A 19,071-nucleotide genomic window follows, 5' to 3' on the forward strand; every position below is an offset into this window, starting at 1 on the left:
ACGATAAATTACCGGATCAGAAACAGGCCTTGGCCAGGCGTTTGAGCGACGCTTCGGCCTTGCGTTCGGCACGTACTATGCCGATTTGCCAGCCCGGCACGCAGGGGGCCAGATCAGGTTGTTCCGCAGCCTGCGCCAGCCATTGCAGATGATCATGCCAGTCGCCCAGTTCGCCTTGTGCGGATTTGAGCCGGGCTTGCATGTTTTTCCGCTGATGACTGAGTTGCGGATAGGCTTCGGCAGCGTAGCGCACGCGCTTGATCAGCAAACGCAGGTCATGCCGATCGTGTCCCGGTTCAGCGATGGCCACACGCAGCTTGTGCCATTGCTTGTCCATGCGTTTTTCAATGGTCTTGCGCAGCCCCCGCAACATGCCCTGGCGTTGTTGCAGACGCAGCATTTCCGGGAACCGGTCAATCAGCTTGAGCAGACGGGTCAGCTCGGACGAGCTGGCGACCTTGGGGCAGGCGGTTTCCAGGTAGCGGTTGCGTGTGAACGCGGCCTCGTTCAAACCCTGCTCTTCAAGAAACCCGGCGAGCACCTGCATGTCACGCAGCGGCGTGGTCAATTGGCCGACCGCCTTGGCCGCCTCTTCCAGCTCTGCCGCACTCGGGTTTTCCCGCAGGGGCCGCAATACGCTGCGCAGACGGCGCACCGTGGTACGTAAATCGTGCAGCGCTTCGCTGTCAGTCGAAACGGCAAGGCGTGCCTGACACGCGAGTAATTTGACATCCAGCGCCAGCACTTCGGCGACCAGATGATCCACCATTGAAGACATGCAATTCCCCTTCGACAAACTGATTCATGAATGCCTGTCCCTGACGGCTGACAACCTCCATGGCAAACCCCGACGCAACGTGCTCAGCGCCTGCCTCAAGCGGCTCGCCGAAGCCAGCCGCCCAGCGTAGCGCTGCGCCTGAAATTCGCGGATGAAACCTTCAATGGCCTCGGCATGCTGCGGAAAGTAGAGTACCGCCCTGCGGCAGAATGCGTCAGCGCCTTCACCCGGCATACGACGCAGACCATGACGGGCGAGCAAGCGTTCAAATGCGTTGAACACGCGCAGCTGCGAGTCGCTTTTGCGTTGCCAGGGTTTGAACAGCCATAACGCCACCAGCCCCAGTGAAAACAGGGTTCCCAAGACGAAAACCGGCGCCTGGAAGCCTGAAAACCAGCGACCGAGAATTTGTAACTGCTGTTGTCCCTGATAGCCCAGTACCCAGCGCTGCCAGCCGTAATTGAGGTTATCCCAACTGAGGCGCAGGGCGTTGACCCAAGCCACGTTACGATAGCGCAACGCTGAATAGGGAGAGTCCTGCAGAAATGCTTCGTCCGCCGCCAGCGCCTGCTCCAGACCTTGCTCGATACGTTGCGGCGCCACGGCGGCAGTCGGGTCGACGCTGCGCCAGCCCACGCCTGGCTGCCAGTATTCCACCCAGGCATGCGCATCGAACTGGCGAACAGTCAGGTACTGCCCGTCGGGGTTCAGCTCACCGCCCTGATACCCGGCCACCACCCGCGCCGGAATGCCTGCCGCGCGCAGGACAAAGGTCATGGCACCGGCGTAGTGGGCGCAAAAACCCTGACGACTGGCAAACAGGAATTCATCGATGCTGTCATTGCCCAATGGCACCGGTTTGAGGGTGTAGTGAAACGGCTGATCGCTGAAGTAGCCGAGCAGCGCCGCGACCATAGCGTCTGGTGTGGTGTAGCGCCGGCGCAGTTCATCGGCCCATTGCCGCGCCTGATCATTGCCCTTGGCAGGCAGTTGCAGGTCCTGACGCTGGATCTGCTCGCTGGACAGCGGATCACGGACGCTCTGCGGCCATGAGTTGACGGCGTACAACAACGACTGCTCGATGGGGCGTCTGCGCTGCAGGCGGAAGTCGCTCATCTGCCGCACGTCCGGCAACGTGGTTTCTGCCACGTCGAGGCTCGGCAACCAGGGCCGGCCGCTGGCTTCCATGACAACGCTGTAGGCCAGCGGCTCACCGCGTTTCTCCCACTGCGCAATCTGCACGGTCTGGGCACGTGCCGACTGCGACCAGCGACGTCCATCGAACTGCTCAAGGGTCAAACCGCGCCAGTAAAGCTGATTGCGCGCCGGGATCGGCCCCTCAAAACTGGCGCGGAACACCAGTGCAGGCGATTTGCTCAGTTCCGCCATGTCGCCGGGTGCCATGTTGTCCGACAGGCCGGTGACGCCTTTGTTACTCGGCTGCGGCAGCGACCAGAGCGGGTCCAGGCGCGGAAAGAATAGAAACAGCAGGAGCATCAATGGCAGTGCCTGCGCCATCAGCTTGAACGCCAGCTTGAGCGTGTCCGCCGACCTGCCGGCCAGGTCTGTGTGTTGCAGGCCGATCAACGCAGCCAGCAGCGCGCTGACCGGCAGCAGACTGAAGAGCGCCCACAGCAGGTTGTCTTCGAACAGATAGCCAACCGCCACGCAGAAGAAACCGAGGAAAATCAGCACGCGCGCGTCACGGCGACTGTTCATTTCCAGCATTTTCAGAACGAATGCAGCCACCAGTAACGCAGCCCCGGCATCCAGCCCGACCAAGCTGCCGCGCGCCAGATAAACGCCACCTGCGGTGCCCACCAACAGCCCGGACTTGACCCAGGTGCCAGGCAAGCGCACGCGCATCCGGAACGCCTGCACGCGCCACACCGTACAGCCGAGCCAGAGGATCGTGATTGACACCGGCACATGCAGCGCGAACGGCAACACCACCAGTGCCTGCGCCACCAAGAGCCAGGTGAGGCTGACGCGCGGAATGGGCGCGGATTGAACTGTCTTGACCTTGTCGTTCATGATCGATGGCCGTACAGCGCAAGGGCGCGCAGACAGACTTCGCGGTGTGCATCGCCGCTGTCCACCGCCGACAAAAAGCCCGGTAACCGCAGGGCAAACGGCTGCTGCCGCTGCGACAGCTCCAGCACCCAGTAACACAGGCGCGACAGGCGCTCTTCGATATCGCCGCCCAGCGCCATGAAGTCCAGGCACAGGTCATGGCCACTGAGGTCGGTGAAATCCTTGATCAGCAGCCCCTGCCCGCGGGAATACGCTTTCCAGTGCAAGCGACTGCGATTGTCACCCGGCTGGTAACTGCGCAAGCCCTGATAATCATCGACACCGGCCCCTTGGGTGGCATGGCCATCGTCCTCGGCATGCGGCTGCACGCCCTTGAGCAGCGGCATGGTCCCGGACAAGGGTCGAGGGTAGATCAAGGCGCTCTGCTCCAGGTCTAGCCAGCTCCAGGCGCGAAAGATACCCAGCGGAAACACACTCTCGATGCGCAGCCTTGGCGCACGCAGCCAGCCGCGCTTTTCGGCGGGCAGAGTCAGTTCCAGGTCGGTCAGCCCACGGGGCTGCACGTCGCCTGACTGCAATGCTGTCGCACTCCAGCCCAATCCCAATGCCTGGTGGGCCTGCCCGGCACTTTCCAGGCGCAGGCGCAATTGCACCGGCTCGCCGACGAATACCGAACGCGCCACGCCCGCACTCAGAACCAGACCGCTGATGTTGCGGTAGGTGTGCAGGATGGCCAGCACGCCTATCGACAGCAATAGAAAGGTCAACCCGTAGGCCAGGCTATTCTGATAATTGATCGCCACCAGCAGCATAAGCACCAGCACTAGCGCGTAAATCATGCCGGTGCGTGTCGGCATGATGAAAATGCGCCGGTGGTCGAGGGTAATGCGTGACGCTGGAGGAATTCGCCTCGACAGCCAGCGTTGCCAGAGCGGTTTGAGCGGTTCGATCAAAGCACGGGCACCTCGCGCAACAGCCATTGAACCAGCGCACCGCCGCCATGCCCGGTCGGATCGCTGCGTTCACGCAAACGGTGTCCGATAACCGATGGCAGCACCGCCTGCACGTCTTCGGGAATCACGTACTCCCGCCCCAGCAACATCGCCCAGGCCCGTGCTGCGGCCAGAATCGCCAGGCTCGCCCTGGGTGAAAGTCCGTACGCGAACTGCGGCTGACTGCGCGTCGCCTCGACCAGTCGCAGGACATAATCAACCAGCGCGTCACTGGCACGCACCTGCCGCGCCTGCGCCTGGAGCTGGCCAAGCAGGGCGTGATCCAGAATCGGTTGCAGACGCGGCAACAGCTCGCGGCGCGACTCGCCCAGCAGCAGGGCTTTCTCTGCGGCTCTGGCCGGGTAGCCCATGGAAATGCGCATCATGAACCTGTCCAGTTGCGACTCGGGCAACGCAAAAGTGCCGCCGGAACTGAACGGGTTCTGGGTCGCGATCACAAAGAACGGATCGGGCAACAGACGCGTCGCGCCTTCGATGGACACCTGCCCTTCTTCCATCGCTTCCAGCAACGCGCTCTGGCTCTTGGGCGTGGCGCGGTTGATCTCGTCGGCAAGCACCAGCTCGGCGAAAATCGGACCGGGATGAAAGGTGAACTGCCCACTGTCCCGATCAAATATCGAAGTCCCCAGGATGTCACCTGGCAGCAGGTCAGAAGTGAACTGAATACGCTGATAACTCAGGCCGAGAATTTTCGCCAGCGCATGACTGAGGGTCGTCTTGCCCATCCCCGGCAAGTCCTCAATCAACAAATGCCCGCCGCCGACCAGACACGTCATCGCCAACCGTACCTGCGCCTCCTTGCCCAGCACCACCTCATTGATCGCGCTCAGGCACGCATCGAGTTTTCTACCCATCGAAAGCCCCTTCCGGCAACTGCTTCATGACTGTGGGACTGCAAGCGATGCCAGTGTCCGAACACTTTAAAGTGAGCGTAGGCCGTTTCGCCAGAGTTGGTTAGGCCTACCGTCTCGCCAGACTGAAAGATTTGTGACGCAGAGCGTCACCAACGGCATTCCACGCGGAGCGTGAGGAACGATAGCCATCAGCTCCCGGGCCGTGCCTTTAGCCAAATGGCCTAAAATGCTTTTCGAGCGCGATGGCACAGACGACGCAGAGTGCGACGTCAGTGACAGGGAAAAGGAACCCGACGAAGTCGGGCCGGAAACGGAGCTTGGGGGTTTGCTTACTTTGGCCCCTCAAAGTGAGTCGCCGAGGGGCGAAAAGGCGACTTGAGCCAGATGGAGAAGTCACTGAAACCACAGAACAGCTGCGTGACGCAGAGCGTCACGAACTGCATGCCAACGCATTGGCACGATAGTCATTTTCCGGACGCCCCATTTTCAGGGGCTTTACTGGCCTCTTCGCGAGCAAGCTCGCCCCCACGGCCTTCGGCCAGAATCAAGAGCAGACCTGTGTATCGTCAGGTATCAACGGCCAGCGCGGGACTCGCGGATGTAGAAGCGGGCTTTCTCGGACTTCTCGGTGCAGCCTTCAAACGCCTCGAACTGCTGCTGAGTCTTGGCACCCGTCAGCAGCGACAGGGCCTTGGAGTAACTGACCGTTCCGGCGAAGCCTTCAGCCTTGGCCAGATCAAGCTCATGCCAGGCAGCGTCGAGCTGAGTGGCACAGCTGTCGCGATATCCAGTCTTGCCAGCACAACCTGCAAGAACCAAAACAAGCAATGGCAGACAGATAAGGGCTTTCATGCGGGTGTTACCTCAGAGTGAACAGGGAGTGTGCGGCTTTGACGGTGCGGGGCAGTAAAAGTGCCGCAGCACGGGGCTATGCTCGCTTTTTTCATCTAGTGATCAGCCAGCAGACGATACCCTATTCCAGGCTCGGTGAGGATGAACCGCGGAGCGGTCGGATCGTCCGCCAGCTTCTGCCGCAAATGCCCCACCACGATACGCAGATAGTGACTGTCTTCGGTGTGCGTGGGCCCCCAGATATCCTTGAGCAACTGCTGCTGGGTAATGACCCGCCCGGGATGCCGCGCCAACTGCGCCAGCACCGCGTATTCCTTGCGGGTCAGCGCCACTTCCTGGCCGTCGAGCAGCACACGCCGATAGACCAGGTCCACGGTAAGCGGCCCGAACTCAAGCGCAGACTCGGGCTTTTCGCTGCCCGACGCCTGCCTGAGCAGCGCCCTGATTCGGGCCAGAAACTCCTGAATGCCAAACGGCTTGGTCACGTAATCGTTGGCGCCGGCGTCCAGCGCCTGAACTTTCTGAGCCTCGCTGGCGCGCACCGAGAGCACCAGCACCGGCACTCCCGACCACTCGCGAAACTCACTCAGCACCTGCTGGCCGTCCATATCCGGCAACCCAAGGTCGAGCACCAGCAAATCCGGTTTGTTCAGGGCAGCTTGAGTCAGGCCCTCAGCGCCAGTGGCGGCTTCCAGCACCTTGTAGCCCTGCGAAACCAGACTGATGCGCAGGAACTTGCGAATCTGCGGCTCATCATCGATGACCAGAATGGTGGTCGCCTGGCTCAAGCGGATTCCTCCAGTTCTACGTCCGGCTGCGCCTGCAGCGGCAGAAACAGCGTGATGCGCGTGCCCAGCCCGTCAATGCCGTCCTCGACCGTGAGCCGTCCACCGTGTGCGCCGATCATGCCCTGACAGATCGCCAGGCCCAACCCTGTGCCCTGCCCGCCCCGATCGCCGCGCGCGGCGGTGTAGAACATGTCGAAAATCTTCGCTCGCTCATCCTCGGGAATGCCCGGGCCTTCGTCACTGACCGAGAAAAACAGTTCACTGTCGACCACACCGGCTGCTACCTGCAAGCGCCCGTCGACGGGTGAAAAGCGCGCAGCGTTCTCAAGCACATTGACCAGCGCCTGCTCGATCAGCGCCGCGTGCACATACAGCAGCGGCAGCTCGCCGGTCACCTGGGTGCTGACCTGCAAGGGCGCCAGTACGGCACGCAGCCGGTTGAGCGCGCTGCCGACGATATCGGCGGGCGACACCCAGTCGCGGGCGAGCTTGAGAGCGCCATGCCCCAGACGCGTCATGTCGAGCAGGTTCTGGATATAGCGGTCCAGGCGCTCGGCTTCGTCACGGGTACCCTCCAGCAGCTCGCGGCGATCCTCCAGTGGAATGGCTTCGCCCAGAGCCAGCAGGCTGTCGATGCTGCCGCGCATCGAGGTCAGCGGGGTACGCAGGTCGTGGGACACCGAAGCCAGCAAGGCGCTGCGCAATTGCTCGGTTTCGCCATGCAGACGCGCCGCCTCGAGTTCCTGAGCCAATTGCGCACGGGCCAGTGCCTGCGCCAGTGGCTGGGTAAGCGCGGCCAGCAGACGTCGATGCTGCGCGGTAAACGACTGGCCTTCTCGCGCGCAGACTCCCAATAGAGCCAACGGCCCTTCTTCTGCGGTGATCGGCCACCACCACCAGCGCCCGGATGGCAAGGTGCCGGTGCCGCTGCCCGCGGGTTGATCGTGCTGCCAGGCCCAATCGGCAGCAGCGCGCTCGGGCTCCGAAAACGTCAGTGGCCCACCGGTTTCGACCACCCAACCGCCCTGCCCGTCGCGATCGACCAGGCACAGATGCAGTTCCTTCCAGCCGGAAAAATGCTGTTCGGCGGCGGCGAGCACCGCCTTGCGATCCGTGGCGGCGGTCATCTTGCGCGACAGGTCGAGCAGCTCGCTGGTCTGTTCCTGGGTATCGCGCAACGCCTGCAACTGCCTGCGCTGGCGCGCCGCGAGCTTGCCGGTCAAGGCCGACATCAACAGGAAGAACAACAGCGTCAGCACGTCTTCTTCGCGCTGGATGTTCAGGGAAAAACTCGGCGGAATGAACAGAAAGTCATAGGCCAGGAACGATAACCCGGCACAGGCGAGCGCTGGGCCCATGCTGCTGCGCACGGCGACCAGCAATACCGCAGCAAGAAAGATCAGGGATATGTTGGGCAGCGCCAGCACGCCTGCAACGCCCCAGGCGACCAGACTGGCGATCAGCGTGGCGACGAAGGCCAGACCGTAATCGAACCACACCACTTCGTGAGCCGGACGGGCACGCGGCGGCTGATCAGGTAGTTCCTCGCTGTCGTCGAGCACCGAGATTTCCAGCCCGTGCCCTTCGCGCAATAAGCGTGCCGCGACGCCGCCACCAAACACGCGACGCCGCCAATGCCGTCGCGACTGGCCGACCAGCACCACGCTGGCGCGCCGTTCGATGGCATGCTGCACCAGCGTTCGGGCGACCTCCCCGGCGCGCAGCGAAACCGCCTCGCCACCGAGCCGCTCGGCCAGTTGTTGGGCGCTTTGCAGACGCGCGCGAGACTGCTCGTCGAGGGTTTGCCCGTCGTCCACATGCACGGCGCTCCACGGCAGATGGCGACGCTGGGCAACCCGACTGGCGTGACGCACCAGACGCTCTGCATGGATATCACCGTCGATGCCCACCAGCATCCGCCCACGAACTGCCGGGGCCGACTGGCCCAATTGCCGGTAGCCCTGCGCCAGATCGTTATCGACCTGGGCAGCCGCCGTCTGCATGGCCATTTCACGCAGTGCAGTGAGGTTGGTCTGGGTGAAGAATGCGTCGATGGCCGCGCGTGCCTGCTCAGGCACGTAGACCTTGCCGTCGCGCAGGCGCTCCAGCAGTTCGCGGGGCGGCAGGTCGATCAGCACCAGATCAAAGGCTTCCTGCAACACCCAGTCCGGCAGCGTTTCGCGCACCTGCACGCCGGTGATGCCGCGCACCTGGTCATTCAGGCTTTCCAGGTGCTGGACGTTGACGGTGGTGTACACATCGATGCCGGCCGCCAGCAGTTCCTGAATATCCTGCCAGCGTTTCGCGTGGCGACTGCCGGGCGCGTTGGTGTGCGCCAGTTCGTCGACCAGTACCAGGCTCGGCGCAGCCTTGAGCAGCGCGTCGAGGTCCATTTCTTCGAGGGTCATGCCGCGATACTCAGTGCGCAGCAAGGGCTGTTGCGGCAGACCGTTGAGCAGCGCCTCGGTTTCTGCGCGGCCGTGGGTTTCGACCACACCCGCCAGCACCTTCACGCCTTGGCGCAGCTGCGCGTGAGCCGCCTGGAGCATGGCGTAGGTCTTGCCGACGCCTGGCGCGGCACCCAGAAACACCTTCAGCCGCCCGCGCCCCTCGCGGGGCAACTGGGCCAGCAGTGCGTCAGCTCGACCGGAATCACTCACGTTGGTTACCACCCTCTTTCTGATCAGCTACAGCTTAGTGAATCTGCTGCGTACAAGGCGTACTTTGTTACAACTGCGCGTTGCGCGGTGCAGACGGTAACTGATTCAGGCTCATATTCAAGGCCAATACGTTGACCACGGGTGGGCCGATCAGCGGACGCTGAGTATTGGCGTCGATCAGCGCCTGAACCTTGTCCAACGGCAACTGGCGCGCCGCTGCAACACGACCGGCCTGCCAGGCAACCGCTTCAGGCGAGAGGTGCGGGTCCAGTCCGCTGCCGGAGGTGGTCAGCAAGGCCATTGGTATCGGTTCCTGAGAAGCGTTGGCCAGTTTCGCAGCGTCCTCTTTCACGCGAGTCGCCAGCGCCGGATTGCTCGGGGCAAAGTTACTCGCGCCGCTGGCCACGGTCGCGAATGCGCCCGCCGAAGGACGCGACTGGAACCACTCATCGCCGGTGAACGACTGGGCGATCAGCGTCGAGCCGCGCACCTTGCCCGACGCGTCATACACCAGGCTGCCGTTGGCCTGCGCCGGAAACGCCACTTGCGCAACCCCGGTGACCACCAGTGGGTAGGCCACGCCGGTGATCAGGCTCATCAACACGATCAGGCTCAAGGCCGGACGCAATACATTGGACATCTGCACATCCTCAATCAGGTGAGGCTGCACGCCGACCGGCATGCAGCACAGGCTTCAAACAAGGCCGAGTGCGACCAGCAGCATGTCGATCAGCTTGATGCCGAGAAACGGCACAACGATGCCGCCCAGGCCATAGATCAGCAGGTTGCGACGCAGCAAGTGAGCGGCGCTGGCCGCCTGCACACGCACGCCACGCAGGGCCAGCGGAATCAGTACGACGATGATCAGCGCGTTGAAAACGATGGCCGAGACAATCGCGCTCTGCGGGCTGGCCAGCTTCATGACGTTGAGCACGCCCAGTTGCGGGTAGATCGAGGCAAACAGTGCGGGCAGTACCGCGAAGTACTTGGCCACGTCGTTGGCAATCGAAAAGGTGGTCAGCGCACCGCGGGTAACCAGCAGCTCCTTGCCGATCTGCACCACGTCCAGCAACTTGGTAGGGTCGCTGTCGAGGTCAACCATGTTGGCCGCTTCGCGCGCCGCCTGGGTGCCGTCATTCATCGCCATGCCGACGTCGGCCTGCGCCAGTGCAGGTGCATCGTTGGCACCGTCGCCACACATCGCCACCAGACGCCCTTCGCCCTGCTCCTGGCGAATGCGCTCCAGTTTTTTCTCCGGCGTGGCTTCGGCCAGCACGTCGTCGACACCGGCCTCGGCAGCAATCGCTGCGGCAGTCAGCGGGTTGTCGCCGGTAACCATCACGGTACGGATACCCAGTTTGCGCAGCTCTTCGAAGCGTTCGCGAATACCTGGCTTGACCACATCCTTGAGATGGATCGCGCCCAACAACCGACTGTTGGCGCAGACCAGCAGCGGTGTGCCACCGGTCTTGGCAATCTTGTCGACCTCACGGGCCAGTACAGGCGGCAGCTCGCTGCGCTGCATGTTGATGAAAGCCAGCAGCGAATCCACCGCGCCCTTGCGGTACACATGGCCCTGATAATCAACGCCGGACAGACGTGTGTCAGCGCTGAACGGCACGGCCGTCACCGAGCTCAGGGTCGGCTCGTTCATCGGGTGCAGGTTGCGCAGAAACTCGACGATGGATTTGCCTTCTGCCGTATCGTCGGCCAGCGAGGCCAGCAAAGCACCCTCGCCCAGCTCCTTGGGCGTCACACCCGGTGCAGCGTAGACAGCAGCGCAGCGACGGTTGCCGAAGGTGATGGTGCCGGTCTTGTCCAGCAGCAGCACATGCACATCGCCCGCGGCTTCCACGGCGCGACCGGACTTGGCAATCACATTGAGGCGCACCAGGCGGTCCATACCGGCAATGCCGATGGCCGACAGCAAACCACCAATGGTGGTGGGAATCAGCGTGACCAGCAGCGCCACGAGAAATACCAGCGGCAGGCTGCCACCGGCGAAGTGGGCGAACGGCTGCAAGGTGATGACCACCAACAGGAAGATCAGGGTCAGGCCGATCAGTAGAATATCCAGCGCGACTTCGTTGGGGGTCTTCTGCCGTTTGGCGCCTTCGACCAGCGCGATCATGCGGTCCAGCGTCGATTCGCCGGGGTTGGCGCTGATGCGTATCAGCAGCCAGTCGGACACCAGCCGGGTATTGCCGGTCACGGCCGAGCGGTCACCACCGGATTCGCGGATCACTGGCGCAGATTCGCCGGTAATCGCGGCCTCGTTGACGGCCGCGATGCCCTCGATGACTTCGCCGTCACCGGGAATCATTTCGCCGATCTCGACCCGCACCACGTCGCCCTTGCGCAACTCGCTGGCATTGATGATGCGCAGGCTGCCGTTGTCGTCCCTGATACGAGCCTTGAGCCCTTCGCTGCCCGCCTTGAGGCTGTCGGCGCGCGCCTTGCCACGGCCTTCGGCCAGCGCTTCGGCGAAGTTGGCGAACAACACGGTGAACCACAGCCACAGAGCGATCTGCACGCAGACCGAAGTCGGCACCTGCGGGTTGGGGATCACGCACAGCACGGTGGTCAGAATGGCGGTCAGTTCCACCACCAGCATGACTGGTGAACGCTTGAGCTGACGCGGGTCGAGCTTAACGAACGCCTGCACCAGCGCTGGACGCCACAGGGCCGCGATTCCGGTTTTTGCCGATTCGGCGGCCTGCGATTCAGTAGATTTCGCAGCAGCATTTTTTGCGGGATTAATAGGTAAGTTCATGATCGGTTCCTCAGAAACCCAGGCTCAGGTGTTCGGCAATCGGCCCCAGTGCCAGGGTCGGCAGGAAGGTCAAGCCACCCACCAGCAGAATCGTGACGGTCAGCAGGGTGACGAACAGCAAGCCGTGGGTCGGGAAGCTGTTCTGGCCCTGCGGCGCGGTCTTCTTCATGGCCAGGCTACCGGCCAGGGCCAGCACCGGCAGGATGTAACCGAAGCGGCCGATGAAAATCGCCAGGCTGAGCATCAAGTTGTGGAACACGGTGTTGGCACTGAAACCGCCGAACGCCGAGCCGTTGTTGGCCGTGGCCGAGGTATAGGCGTACAGCAACTGACTGAAACCGTGTGCGCCAGGGTTGCTGATCGCACCGGCCGGGCCTGGCAGGCTGGCAGCAATCGCGGCCAGCACCAGCACGCCCACCGGCATCACCAGCAAGGTGGCGACCAGCAGTCGGACTTCCTGCGCTTGCAGCTTCTTGCCCAGGTATTCCGGGGTACGGCCAATCATCAGACCTGCGAGGAACACAGCGATCAGTACGTTGAGCAGCATGCCGTTGAGGCCGACACCGACGCCGCCGAAGATCACTTCGCCAACCATCATGTTGACCAGCGCGACCATGCCGGTCAGCGGGTTAAGACTGTCATGCATGCCATTGACCGAGCCGTTGGAGGCCGCAGTGGTAGCGACTGACCACAGCACCGTGCCGGTGGTGCCGAATCGGGTTTCCTTGCCTTCCAGCGGTGCGGTCTGTTCGACACCGGCGATGTTCAGTGCCGGGTTGGGCTGGTACTCGGCCCACAGCGAGACCGCGCCGCCGATCAACAGCAGCGCCAGCATGCAGCCGAGAATCGCGCGGCTCTGGCGCATGTCCTTGACGTAGTGACCAAAGGTGAACACCAGTGCAGCCGGGATCAGCAGGATCGATACCAGCTCGAACAGGTTACTCCAGGCAGTGGGGTTCTCGAACGGATGCGCCGAGTTGACGCCGAAGAAGCCGCCGCCATTGGTGCCCAGTTGCTTGATCGATATCTGACTGGCCGCAGGGCCCATCGGCAGGCTCTGGTCAGCGCCTTGCAGGGTCAGTGCGTCGATGTAGTGGCCAAAGTTCTGTGGCACGCCCTGCCAGACCAGAAACACCGCCAGCACGATACTGATCGGCAACAGGCCGTAGAGCGTGGCGCGGGTCATGTCGGCCCAGAAGTTACCCAGGCTCTGCGACGAGCGACGGCTGATACCGCGACACAGCGCGACCAGCACTGCCAGGCCGGTCGCGGCGCTGACGAAGTTCTGCACGGTCAGGCCGACCATCTGGCTCAGGTAGCTGAGCGACGCTTCGCCGCTGTAGGCCTGCCAGTTGGTGTTGGTGATAAAGCTCATCGCCGTGTTGAAGGCCAGCGACCACTCCATGCCCGGCAATTGCTGCGGGTTGAGCGGCAGCATGCCTTGCAGCATGAGGATGGCGAACAGCACGACAAAGCCCGCCAGGTTGAACGCCATCAACGCCCAGGCGTATTGCTTCCAGGACTGTTCGGTTTTCGGGTCGACGCCGGAAATCCGGTAGCAGGCGCGCTCGACCGGCCCCAGCACCGGGCTCAGCCAGGTGCGCTCGCCTTCCATGACCCGGTAATAGAAACGTCCCAGCCACGGCGCGGGGGCCAGCAGCAGGACCAGAAAGGCCAGGATCAACAGATAATCGTAACTGTGCATGATCACTCCTGACTCTGGTCGGCGCGCAACAGCGCCACCAGCAGATAGATGAACAGCCCGACTCCCATCAGCAGAGAGATACCATCCATAACGCTCATTGAAATTTCCCCCATCAGGCAACACCGGTACGGCGCAGGCCGCGTGAGGTGATTGTCCGCAGGCAGGGTGTAAAGGCGCGAGATCGACAGGCTGGCCGGGGCGTAAAGAAGCTGTAAAAAAGCGCTACAGCCTTGACGGCGCAAGGCGTTCACGGCCCTGCGGCGCTGTCATTTATGTCAGGTTCGCGTTAGGGGATGCAGGGGTATCGTGGTGCGGCGATCTTCAGGGAAAGGACTTCACCATGCTTCGCGACAATGGAAAACCACCCGGCATCACGCCGCCTTCCCAAGCCACACCCGCCACTGTCCAGTTGACTGTCAAGGAACGACAAGTCCTGCAATGGGTGGCGCTCGGCAAATCCGCCTGGGAGATATCCCGGATACAAGGCTGCTCGGAAGCGACCGTGCACTTTCATACCAGCAATATCCGCCGCAAGTTCGGCGTGACGTCATTGAAGGCGGCGCTGGTGATGGCGATCAGGCAGGGGGTTATTTTGGTGGAGTGATGCAGACACATAAAAAAACATAAAGATAACAAGCGTGGCTTTAACAGCCACGCTTGTCTGACACAGCTAGTTGAAACTATTGATTGAACCTGTCACCAGGATGAGGTGTTCCAACGAGCTCTCGTCTTTTACGTCCATTCCCAAGTCCTGTAGCTGCTCGACTTCGATAATTATTGATAAACCGAATTTCTCTCATTGCTTCAGCAAACGCTCCGCTGTTAATTTTATTGTTCTTTTCAATTTTAGCACTCAGCCTCTTGGCCGTTTTTCTGGAAGGTCGCGTTATACCCAAACGGCCAACATTGTTTTGTGCATAGTTTCTTGCCAGATTTGCTTGTTGAGACTCAGCTCCTGCCTGATAAAGCTCATCAATCCCGGACGTGAACCAAGACTGACGCTGTATTGCCTCTTCGACACCAGAGCCTTTTAATCCACTCGCAGCAGGAGTTATTTTTGTTTGGAGAGCCTCTTGAAGAGTCGTAACTCTGCCTGCTTTATCGCTCGCAATTTTATTAAGATTACTGACATCATTATTATCAATAGGATAAAAAGCCCTCTTAGACTTACCCCTTAAAAACTTGAGATCTCTTGGAATCTGCTGTGCGAGCTCAGATTTTGTAGTTGCAACCTTACTAAATTTTCTGACAACAGCTTTGAACAATCCAGAAAAAATACCATGCCCCGACGGATCCACCCTGTTCACCGGATCGCCCTCGACATACGCATACCCATTCACCCCACCCTCCCCAAACGGACTCCAGCTATCAGGACTGTTGAAGCGCATCAACACCGGGCTGTAGGCCCGATAGCCATTACCCAGCATTTGCCAGCCGGTATGCGCCTCGGCCAGTTCGCCGTTGAACCCCAGTCTGCCGTGCGGTGGACTTTCGCCGCTAGCGTGGCCGTAGGCCGTATACCACCTCCGATTGATCCCGTTGGCATCGACTTCACCGAGCACGCTGTCACTGTCGTTGGTAGCAAGCAGCACCGTCCGATCACTCTGCTGTTCGGCCAGCAGGTAGTCGTCGCCACGCATGAAGGTGCTCTGGGCATGGCTACCGAGTTGATTGGCCAGCTCTCCGTCACGATAGAAGCGCAGATCCCTGTCCGCTCCGCGGGTCTCCCCTGTCAGTTGGTCCTGGGGGTCATACTGGTAGTGAATGCCGGCTGACGGCGTGCCTACTTCGATCAGGCGGCCGAGGGGATCGTATTTGAGCGTGCGCCCGGCTTCGTCTATGTCCAGATTGCCGTCCAGGTCATAGCGAAGTTTGATTTCAGCCGGGTAATATTGATCATTGCTGTTCGTTACCCGGCTCAACTGCACGGGATCGTCACCTTCGTAAAAATACCGGGCATTGTTGGTACCGCCATCGAAGCGGGTCGTGACAACCGTCAGGTTGTTCGCGCCATCGAAAATGAAATTCTGCGCGAGCAGGGTCCTGCCATAGGGGTCCACCGGCCGTTGAGTTCCCGTGCATTGGTATTGAATCAGGCGACCGGACGTATCGTAGCGGTAGGTTTCGTCACGGAGTATTTCCGTGCCCTGGCTCAGGGTACGCTGGACCATGTCATCCACATCGTCATAGACCTGAACCATCTGTTGCTCGACACCGTCGAGGTCAAACGTACGCTTTACTTCCCGACCCAGGTCATCATATTCAAGGCTGATCGCGACGGTTCTTTCGCGGCTGCTGTCGGCTTTGTCGGTGGTGGTGATTTTTGCGAGGCGACCAAAGACAGTGTCGTAGTCGAACGTTGAATAGACCTCACCCAGCGAGGTTTCGTAAAGACGACCGCAGTTGTCATAGCGATTGACCTGCTCCTGTCCCAGTACGTCGGTGTAAGACAGCAGCAGACCCTGTCGGCTGTAGCTGTAGAACATGTCGTAGGTTTTGCCTGCCGAGGTACGCTTCTCGCTTTTCAGCGATCCGGTACTGTAATACGTGCGATCCAGTGTCTCGCCCTGCTCCGAGGAATGAATCAGACGAGCATTCTGCTCATCGTAAGTGTAATCGGCAGCCACACCCGGCTCCGCAATCCGGGCCGGCCCCGACTCTTTCAGCGGATCGACTTCGCGAGTGGTTTCAGGTTCAGGCACAGCTTCGGACTGCACCCTGCGCCACGGCTCATCGCCGACCTGGGGCTTGTATTCATAGTCGATTTTCCGCTTGCTGGGCAGGGTTACCGTTTTGGGTTGCAGCAGACCGGGGTCGTAAACAAGCGTACGTTTACGCCCACCGGTGACAGAACTGACCAGACGATCCAGCCCATCGAACTCCTGCTCTCCCAGCACAATGCTTTTGCCGTTGTGCTCGATGCCGATACTGACGGGCAAGTCTTCGCTGCTGTAGCTTGCATAGCTGCGACGCACGATGGCCCGGCTTGGTAATGTGGACTCGATCACCCGATCGAAGACGTCGTAAACAGAGGTGGTGCGCCGCCCGCCGTTTGCCTCCCCGACAATTTCCTCGACACGGCGGCCAAGGCCGTCGTAATGGTACTGGCTCAGGCTGACCGAGTTTTCAGCCTGATCCTTTCGCTCGCTGCGGGTCGGCTGTTCGAACAGGTTCATCCAGGTCTCGGCGAACTCGCTCTTCCCGCCACCGTTGCCTTCGATCCAGCTACGCTGAATCGGGCCCTGCGATTGCGCCGTACCAATGGGGTCGGTCTCTTCGAACGTCTTGACGTTATCCGGGCCGGTGACGCAGCGCTGTTCGCCCCAATCGTCGTATTCGAAGACGCTCTTGATCGCCAGATCCTGCTGGCCCAGCCAGTCGAACTCGGTTTCACTGACCATGAGCCCCCACGCATCGTAAACAGCCGCGTAGGTCTGGCGAGGCTTGCCGGCGCGCGCAGGGTTATCTGCGTCATCCCGCTCCTCATAGACGACTCGGTTGAGGCCATCGAAATGACTGCAGGTTTTTACCCCCTTGACGTCGATGAGCGTCTGCATGGCCCGATCAGTCGCCTTGGCACATAGCTGATACTCGTAACTTCTGGTCGCCCTGTAGGTTTCATCATTTGGTGCCACGGTTTCACTCAGTACACGCCGCAGGCTGTCGTAGACGTAGCGAATTTCCACATTGTTGTCATCGCGATTGAGCAAGGGTTCGCCGTTGAGCAGAGAATCCTCCAGCGTGATGACCTTCTTCGCGCCATCGAAGCCGGTCACGGTCTGTACGGTTTGCAGCACCATCGCGGCGTAACGGTTGCTCTCAGGGGAACCCTTAACGAAGCGCTCAGCGAAGCCATCAGGCGAGCCTTGGGCCGGGGTCTCGAAGGAGCGCTTGAAGATGCTGTAGGCATACGCTGTGCTGGTCACCTTCCCGCCCATGATCACTTGCTGCAGTTTGAGCCGACCGTGCAGGGCTGCGTTGCTCGGCTCATCGAAGTATTCATAGGTCGTGCGTTGCTGTTCCTGCTCAGGGGCCTGCGTCAATAAGGTCTCGCTTTGCGGTGCAAGCCATTCCTGTCGCTGGCCGCCATCCACCGCAGGCAACGCCAGGTAGCGATAGCGGGTGACAAGGACCGGTGCCTTGCCGTAGCTGGACAAGGCCGGGATGACCTTGCTGCTTTTCATCCAGCGGACGAAGCCTTCCGGGTCTGGCGGGCATCCGTCCTCACCGGCGGCCGGATACCACTCACTGACCTCGACCACACCGTTGGCCTGAGTCTGAGTGAGCAGATTACCGTGCTTGTCATACGTGCTGCTGACAGTCTCGCTGCGCGGCACACTGCCGTCTGACGACAGCCGCCAGGTGGTCTGTACCTCTTTGGGTAACTGACAATAGGCAGGCTGAGTCAAAAAGGATTCTCCCGGCACGATGTAGTAACGAGTGTCCACCTGCTTGACGGTGAGGTTCTTGCGCGTGGTTTCTCGAGTGAGCAGGTGAAACTGGTTGAAGGTCCGTTCGATGCTGCGCTCGGCATCAGCCTTGCCCGCGACCTGGACACGCCATGTTTCGGTCGACGAATACTCGTACGGCTCCGCCCCGAGGTATCGATACAGATTGTCCAGACCATTGTCTTCCCAGGCGATATCCAGCCCTGCGCCCAGAAAGTTGCGCTCGCGCCCGGCGCTGTCCTGGTAAGTGTAATAAACGTCCATTTGCGCCTGACCCAGGCCGGGCGTCGTGCGATGGCGCGTGACTCTGGGCAGAGCGGGACGTGCCGCCCTCGCAGGAAACTGATGGCCGCTGTCGGTATAAAAGACCTCTTCCCGACCGCCAACGGGTGTTTCCACCGACGTGATGCATAAATGCTCACGGATCGTGCTGTATGCAAAACGCCAGGAAGCAGCATTGTCGGTCGGCAATTCGATACGGTTGACATGGTGATTCGATCCGGCCAGCACCATCACGAAGGTCGCATCCGGGCCCTCGCCAGTGGTTATGCGCAGCTTCACCGACGTTGCGTCGCGGCTGATGCCGAGCAGGACCTGACCCGAGTCATCCTTGATTTCGCTGAGCATTTGATGCACGCCGAAAGAGGCATAACCCAGCGTGACACTGTGGCCTTCAGGGGCAAATACGCGCACCGGCAGCGCGACTCTGTTGGTGCCGCTGCCGCGCATTTCAAGCTGCTCAACCAGACCGGACTTGTGCATCACCCGGTAGTGGTTATCGTCCTCCTTGTACAAGTGGAAGCTGTCGATTTTCTTTTCCGACATCAGCATCTGGCCGTTGCCGGTACTATCGACCTTGAATGTCTCGCCGCTGCTCAGCGATACGATCTGGTTACCAGGATCGTACTGCGACAATGGCAGGTTCCAGCCAAGACCAAAGCCGCTGTCCAGGCGGTTGAGAGGGTTATAACTGAGTGCCAGCGGCATGCCCGGGCCACGCAATCCGTTGGTCTTGACATCGGGCAGGGTGATCGCCACCGTGTATTGCCCGGTGCGGGGGTCAACGCCGCTCTGTACATAACTGAGAAAGTTGAACGCGTTGGAGTGTACGGAAGTCGATGCTGTCATGTTCCATGAACCTCGAACGTTATGTATTAAGATAACCG

General features: G+C 60.9%; 13 protein-coding genes. 1 reads left to right on the plus strand and 12 read right to left on the minus strand.

Annotated elements, in window-relative coordinates:
- Positions 1-16: 16 nt before the first annotated feature.
- The 11 genes from BLR16_RS17140 to kdpF form a co-directional block, all read right to left on the minus strand.
- On the minus strand, positions 17-769 hold the full coding sequence (locus tag BLR16_RS17140; protein WP_044308253.1) for a CHAD domain-containing protein: 753 nt from the start codon (positions 767-769) through the stop codon (positions 17-19).
- A 33-nt stretch (positions 770-802) separates the two neighbouring features.
- Positions 803-2,812 (minus strand): transglutaminase TgpA family protein, encoded by a 2,010-nt coding sequence (locus tag BLR16_RS17145; protein WP_092194436.1) that lies wholly within the window; start codon positions 2,810-2,812, stop codon positions 803-805.
- Positions 2,809-3,792, minus strand: coding sequence for a DUF58 domain-containing protein (locus BLR16_RS17150; RefSeq protein ID WP_032609408.1), 984 nt, complete (start codon positions 3,790-3,792; stop codon positions 2,809-2,811). The genes BLR16_RS17145 and BLR16_RS17150 overlap by 4 nt, the downstream gene beginning before the upstream one ends.
- The gene (locus BLR16_RS17155) at positions 3,762-4,679 is read right to left on the minus strand and encodes an AAA family ATPase (RefSeq protein WP_003433070.1); all 918 of its coding nucleotides are present in this window, start codon (positions 4,677-4,679) and stop codon (positions 3,762-3,764) included. The genes BLR16_RS17150 and BLR16_RS17155 overlap by 31 nt, the downstream gene beginning before the upstream one ends.
- Before the next feature lie 573 nt (positions 4,680-5,252).
- Positions 5,253-5,531 (minus strand): lipoprotein, encoded by a 279-nt coding sequence (locus BLR16_RS17160; RefSeq protein ID WP_003316607.1) that lies wholly within the window; start codon positions 5,529-5,531, stop codon positions 5,253-5,255.
- Positions 5,532-5,626: 95 nt separating this feature from the next.
- Entirely contained in the window at positions 5,627-6,319 is a 693-nt protein-coding gene (locus BLR16_RS17165) for a response regulator (RefSeq protein ID WP_074808560.1), read from the minus strand.
- On the minus strand, positions 6,316-8,979 hold the full coding sequence (locus BLR16_RS17170) for a sensor histidine kinase (RefSeq protein ID WP_044308249.1): 2,664 nt from the start codon (positions 8,977-8,979) through the stop codon (positions 6,316-6,318). Before BLR16_RS17170 ends, BLR16_RS17165 begins: the two co-directional genes overlap by 4 nt.
- A gap of 67 nt (positions 8,980-9,046) precedes the next feature.
- Positions 9,047-9,619 carry a potassium-transporting ATPase subunit KdpC gene (gene kdpC / locus BLR16_RS17175; RefSeq protein ID WP_032609430.1) on the minus strand — a complete coding sequence of 191 codons (573 nt, stop codon included), beginning with the start codon at positions 9,617-9,619 and terminating at the stop codon, positions 9,047-9,049.
- 54 nt (positions 9,620-9,673) lie between these two features.
- Positions 9,674-11,752: a potassium-transporting ATPase subunit KdpB gene (gene kdpB / locus BLR16_RS17180; RefSeq protein ID WP_074808563.1), complete on the minus strand. Its 2,079-nt coding sequence runs from the start codon at positions 11,750-11,752 to the stop codon at positions 9,674-9,676.
- Positions 11,753-11,762: 10 nt separating this feature from the next.
- On the minus strand, positions 11,763-13,457 hold the full coding sequence (gene kdpA / locus BLR16_RS17185) for a potassium-transporting ATPase subunit KdpA (protein ID WP_072364673.1): 1,695 nt from the start codon (positions 13,455-13,457) through the stop codon (positions 11,763-11,765).
- A gap of 2 nt (positions 13,458-13,459) precedes the next feature.
- Positions 13,460-13,555 carry a K(+)-transporting ATPase subunit F gene (kdpF, locus tag BLR16_RS17190; RefSeq protein ID WP_003406089.1) on the minus strand — a complete coding sequence of 32 codons (96 nt, stop codon included), beginning with the start codon at positions 13,553-13,555 and terminating at the stop codon, positions 13,460-13,462.
- Positions 13,556-13,797: 242 nt separating this feature from the next.
- Between kdpF and BLR16_RS17195 the strand changes: the two genes are divergently transcribed.
- On the plus strand, positions 13,798-14,061 hold the full coding sequence (locus BLR16_RS17195) for a helix-turn-helix domain-containing protein (RefSeq protein WP_074808566.1): 264 nt from the start codon (positions 13,798-13,800) through the stop codon (positions 14,059-14,061).
- Between the two features lie 76 nt (positions 14,062-14,137).
- Here the strand turns inward: BLR16_RS17195 and BLR16_RS17200 are convergent, their stop codons facing one another.
- The gene (locus tag BLR16_RS17200) at positions 14,138-19,033 is read right to left on the minus strand and encodes an RHS repeat-associated core domain-containing protein (protein WP_241689266.1); all 4,896 of its coding nucleotides are present in this window, start codon (positions 19,031-19,033) and stop codon (positions 14,138-14,140) included.
- Positions 19,034-19,071: the final 38 nt, after the last annotated feature.

It is taken from the genome of Pseudomonas sp. BS3767 (genome assembly GCF_900099665.1).
GTDB classification, from domain to species: Bacteria; Pseudomonadota; Gammaproteobacteria; order Pseudomonadales; family Pseudomonadaceae; genus Aquipseudomonas; species Aquipseudomonas cerasi.

Excerpts from the sequence above, each read along its gene's own strand:
- BLR16_RS17150 (WP_032609408.1), bottom strand. The coding sequence starts at position 3,792 with ATGGCTGTTGCGCGAGGTGCCCGTGCTTTGATCGAACCGCTCAAACCG.
- kdpB (WP_074808563.1), bottom strand. The coding sequence starts at position 11,752 with ATGAACTTACCTATTAATCCCGCAAAAAATGCTGCTGCGAAATCTACT.
- BLR16_RS17160 (WP_003316607.1), bottom strand. The coding sequence starts at position 5,531 with ATGAAAGCCCTTATCTGTCTGCCATTGCTTGTTTTGGTTCTTGCAGGT.
- kdpF (WP_003406089.1), bottom strand. The coding sequence starts at position 13,555 with ATGAGCGTTATGGATGGTATCTCTCTGCTGATGGGAGTCGGGCTGTTC.
- BLR16_RS17195 (WP_074808566.1), top strand. The coding sequence starts at position 13,798 with ATGCTTCGCGACAATGGAAAACCACCCGGCATCACGCCGCCTTCCCAA.
- BLR16_RS17200 (WP_241689266.1), bottom strand. The coding sequence starts at position 19,033 with ATGACAGCATCGACTTCCGTACACTCCAACGCGTTCAACTTTCTCAGT.
- kdpC (WP_032609430.1), bottom strand. The coding sequence starts at position 9,619 with ATGTCCAATGTATTGCGTCCGGCCTTGAGCCTGATCGTGTTGATGAGC.
- BLR16_RS17155 (WP_003433070.1), bottom strand. The coding sequence starts at position 4,679 with ATGGGTAGAAAACTCGATGCGTGCCTGAGCGCGATCAATGAGGTGGTG.
- kdpA (WP_072364673.1), bottom strand. The coding sequence starts at position 13,457 with ATGCACAGTTACGATTATCTGTTGATCCTGGCCTTTCTGGTCCTGCTG.
- BLR16_RS17145 (WP_092194436.1), bottom strand. The coding sequence starts at position 2,812 with ATGAACGACAAGGTCAAGACAGTTCAATCCGCGCCCATTCCGCGCGTC.
- BLR16_RS17140 (WP_044308253.1), bottom strand. The coding sequence starts at position 769 with ATGGTGGATCATCTGGTCGCCGAAGTGCTGGCGCTGGATGTCAAATTA.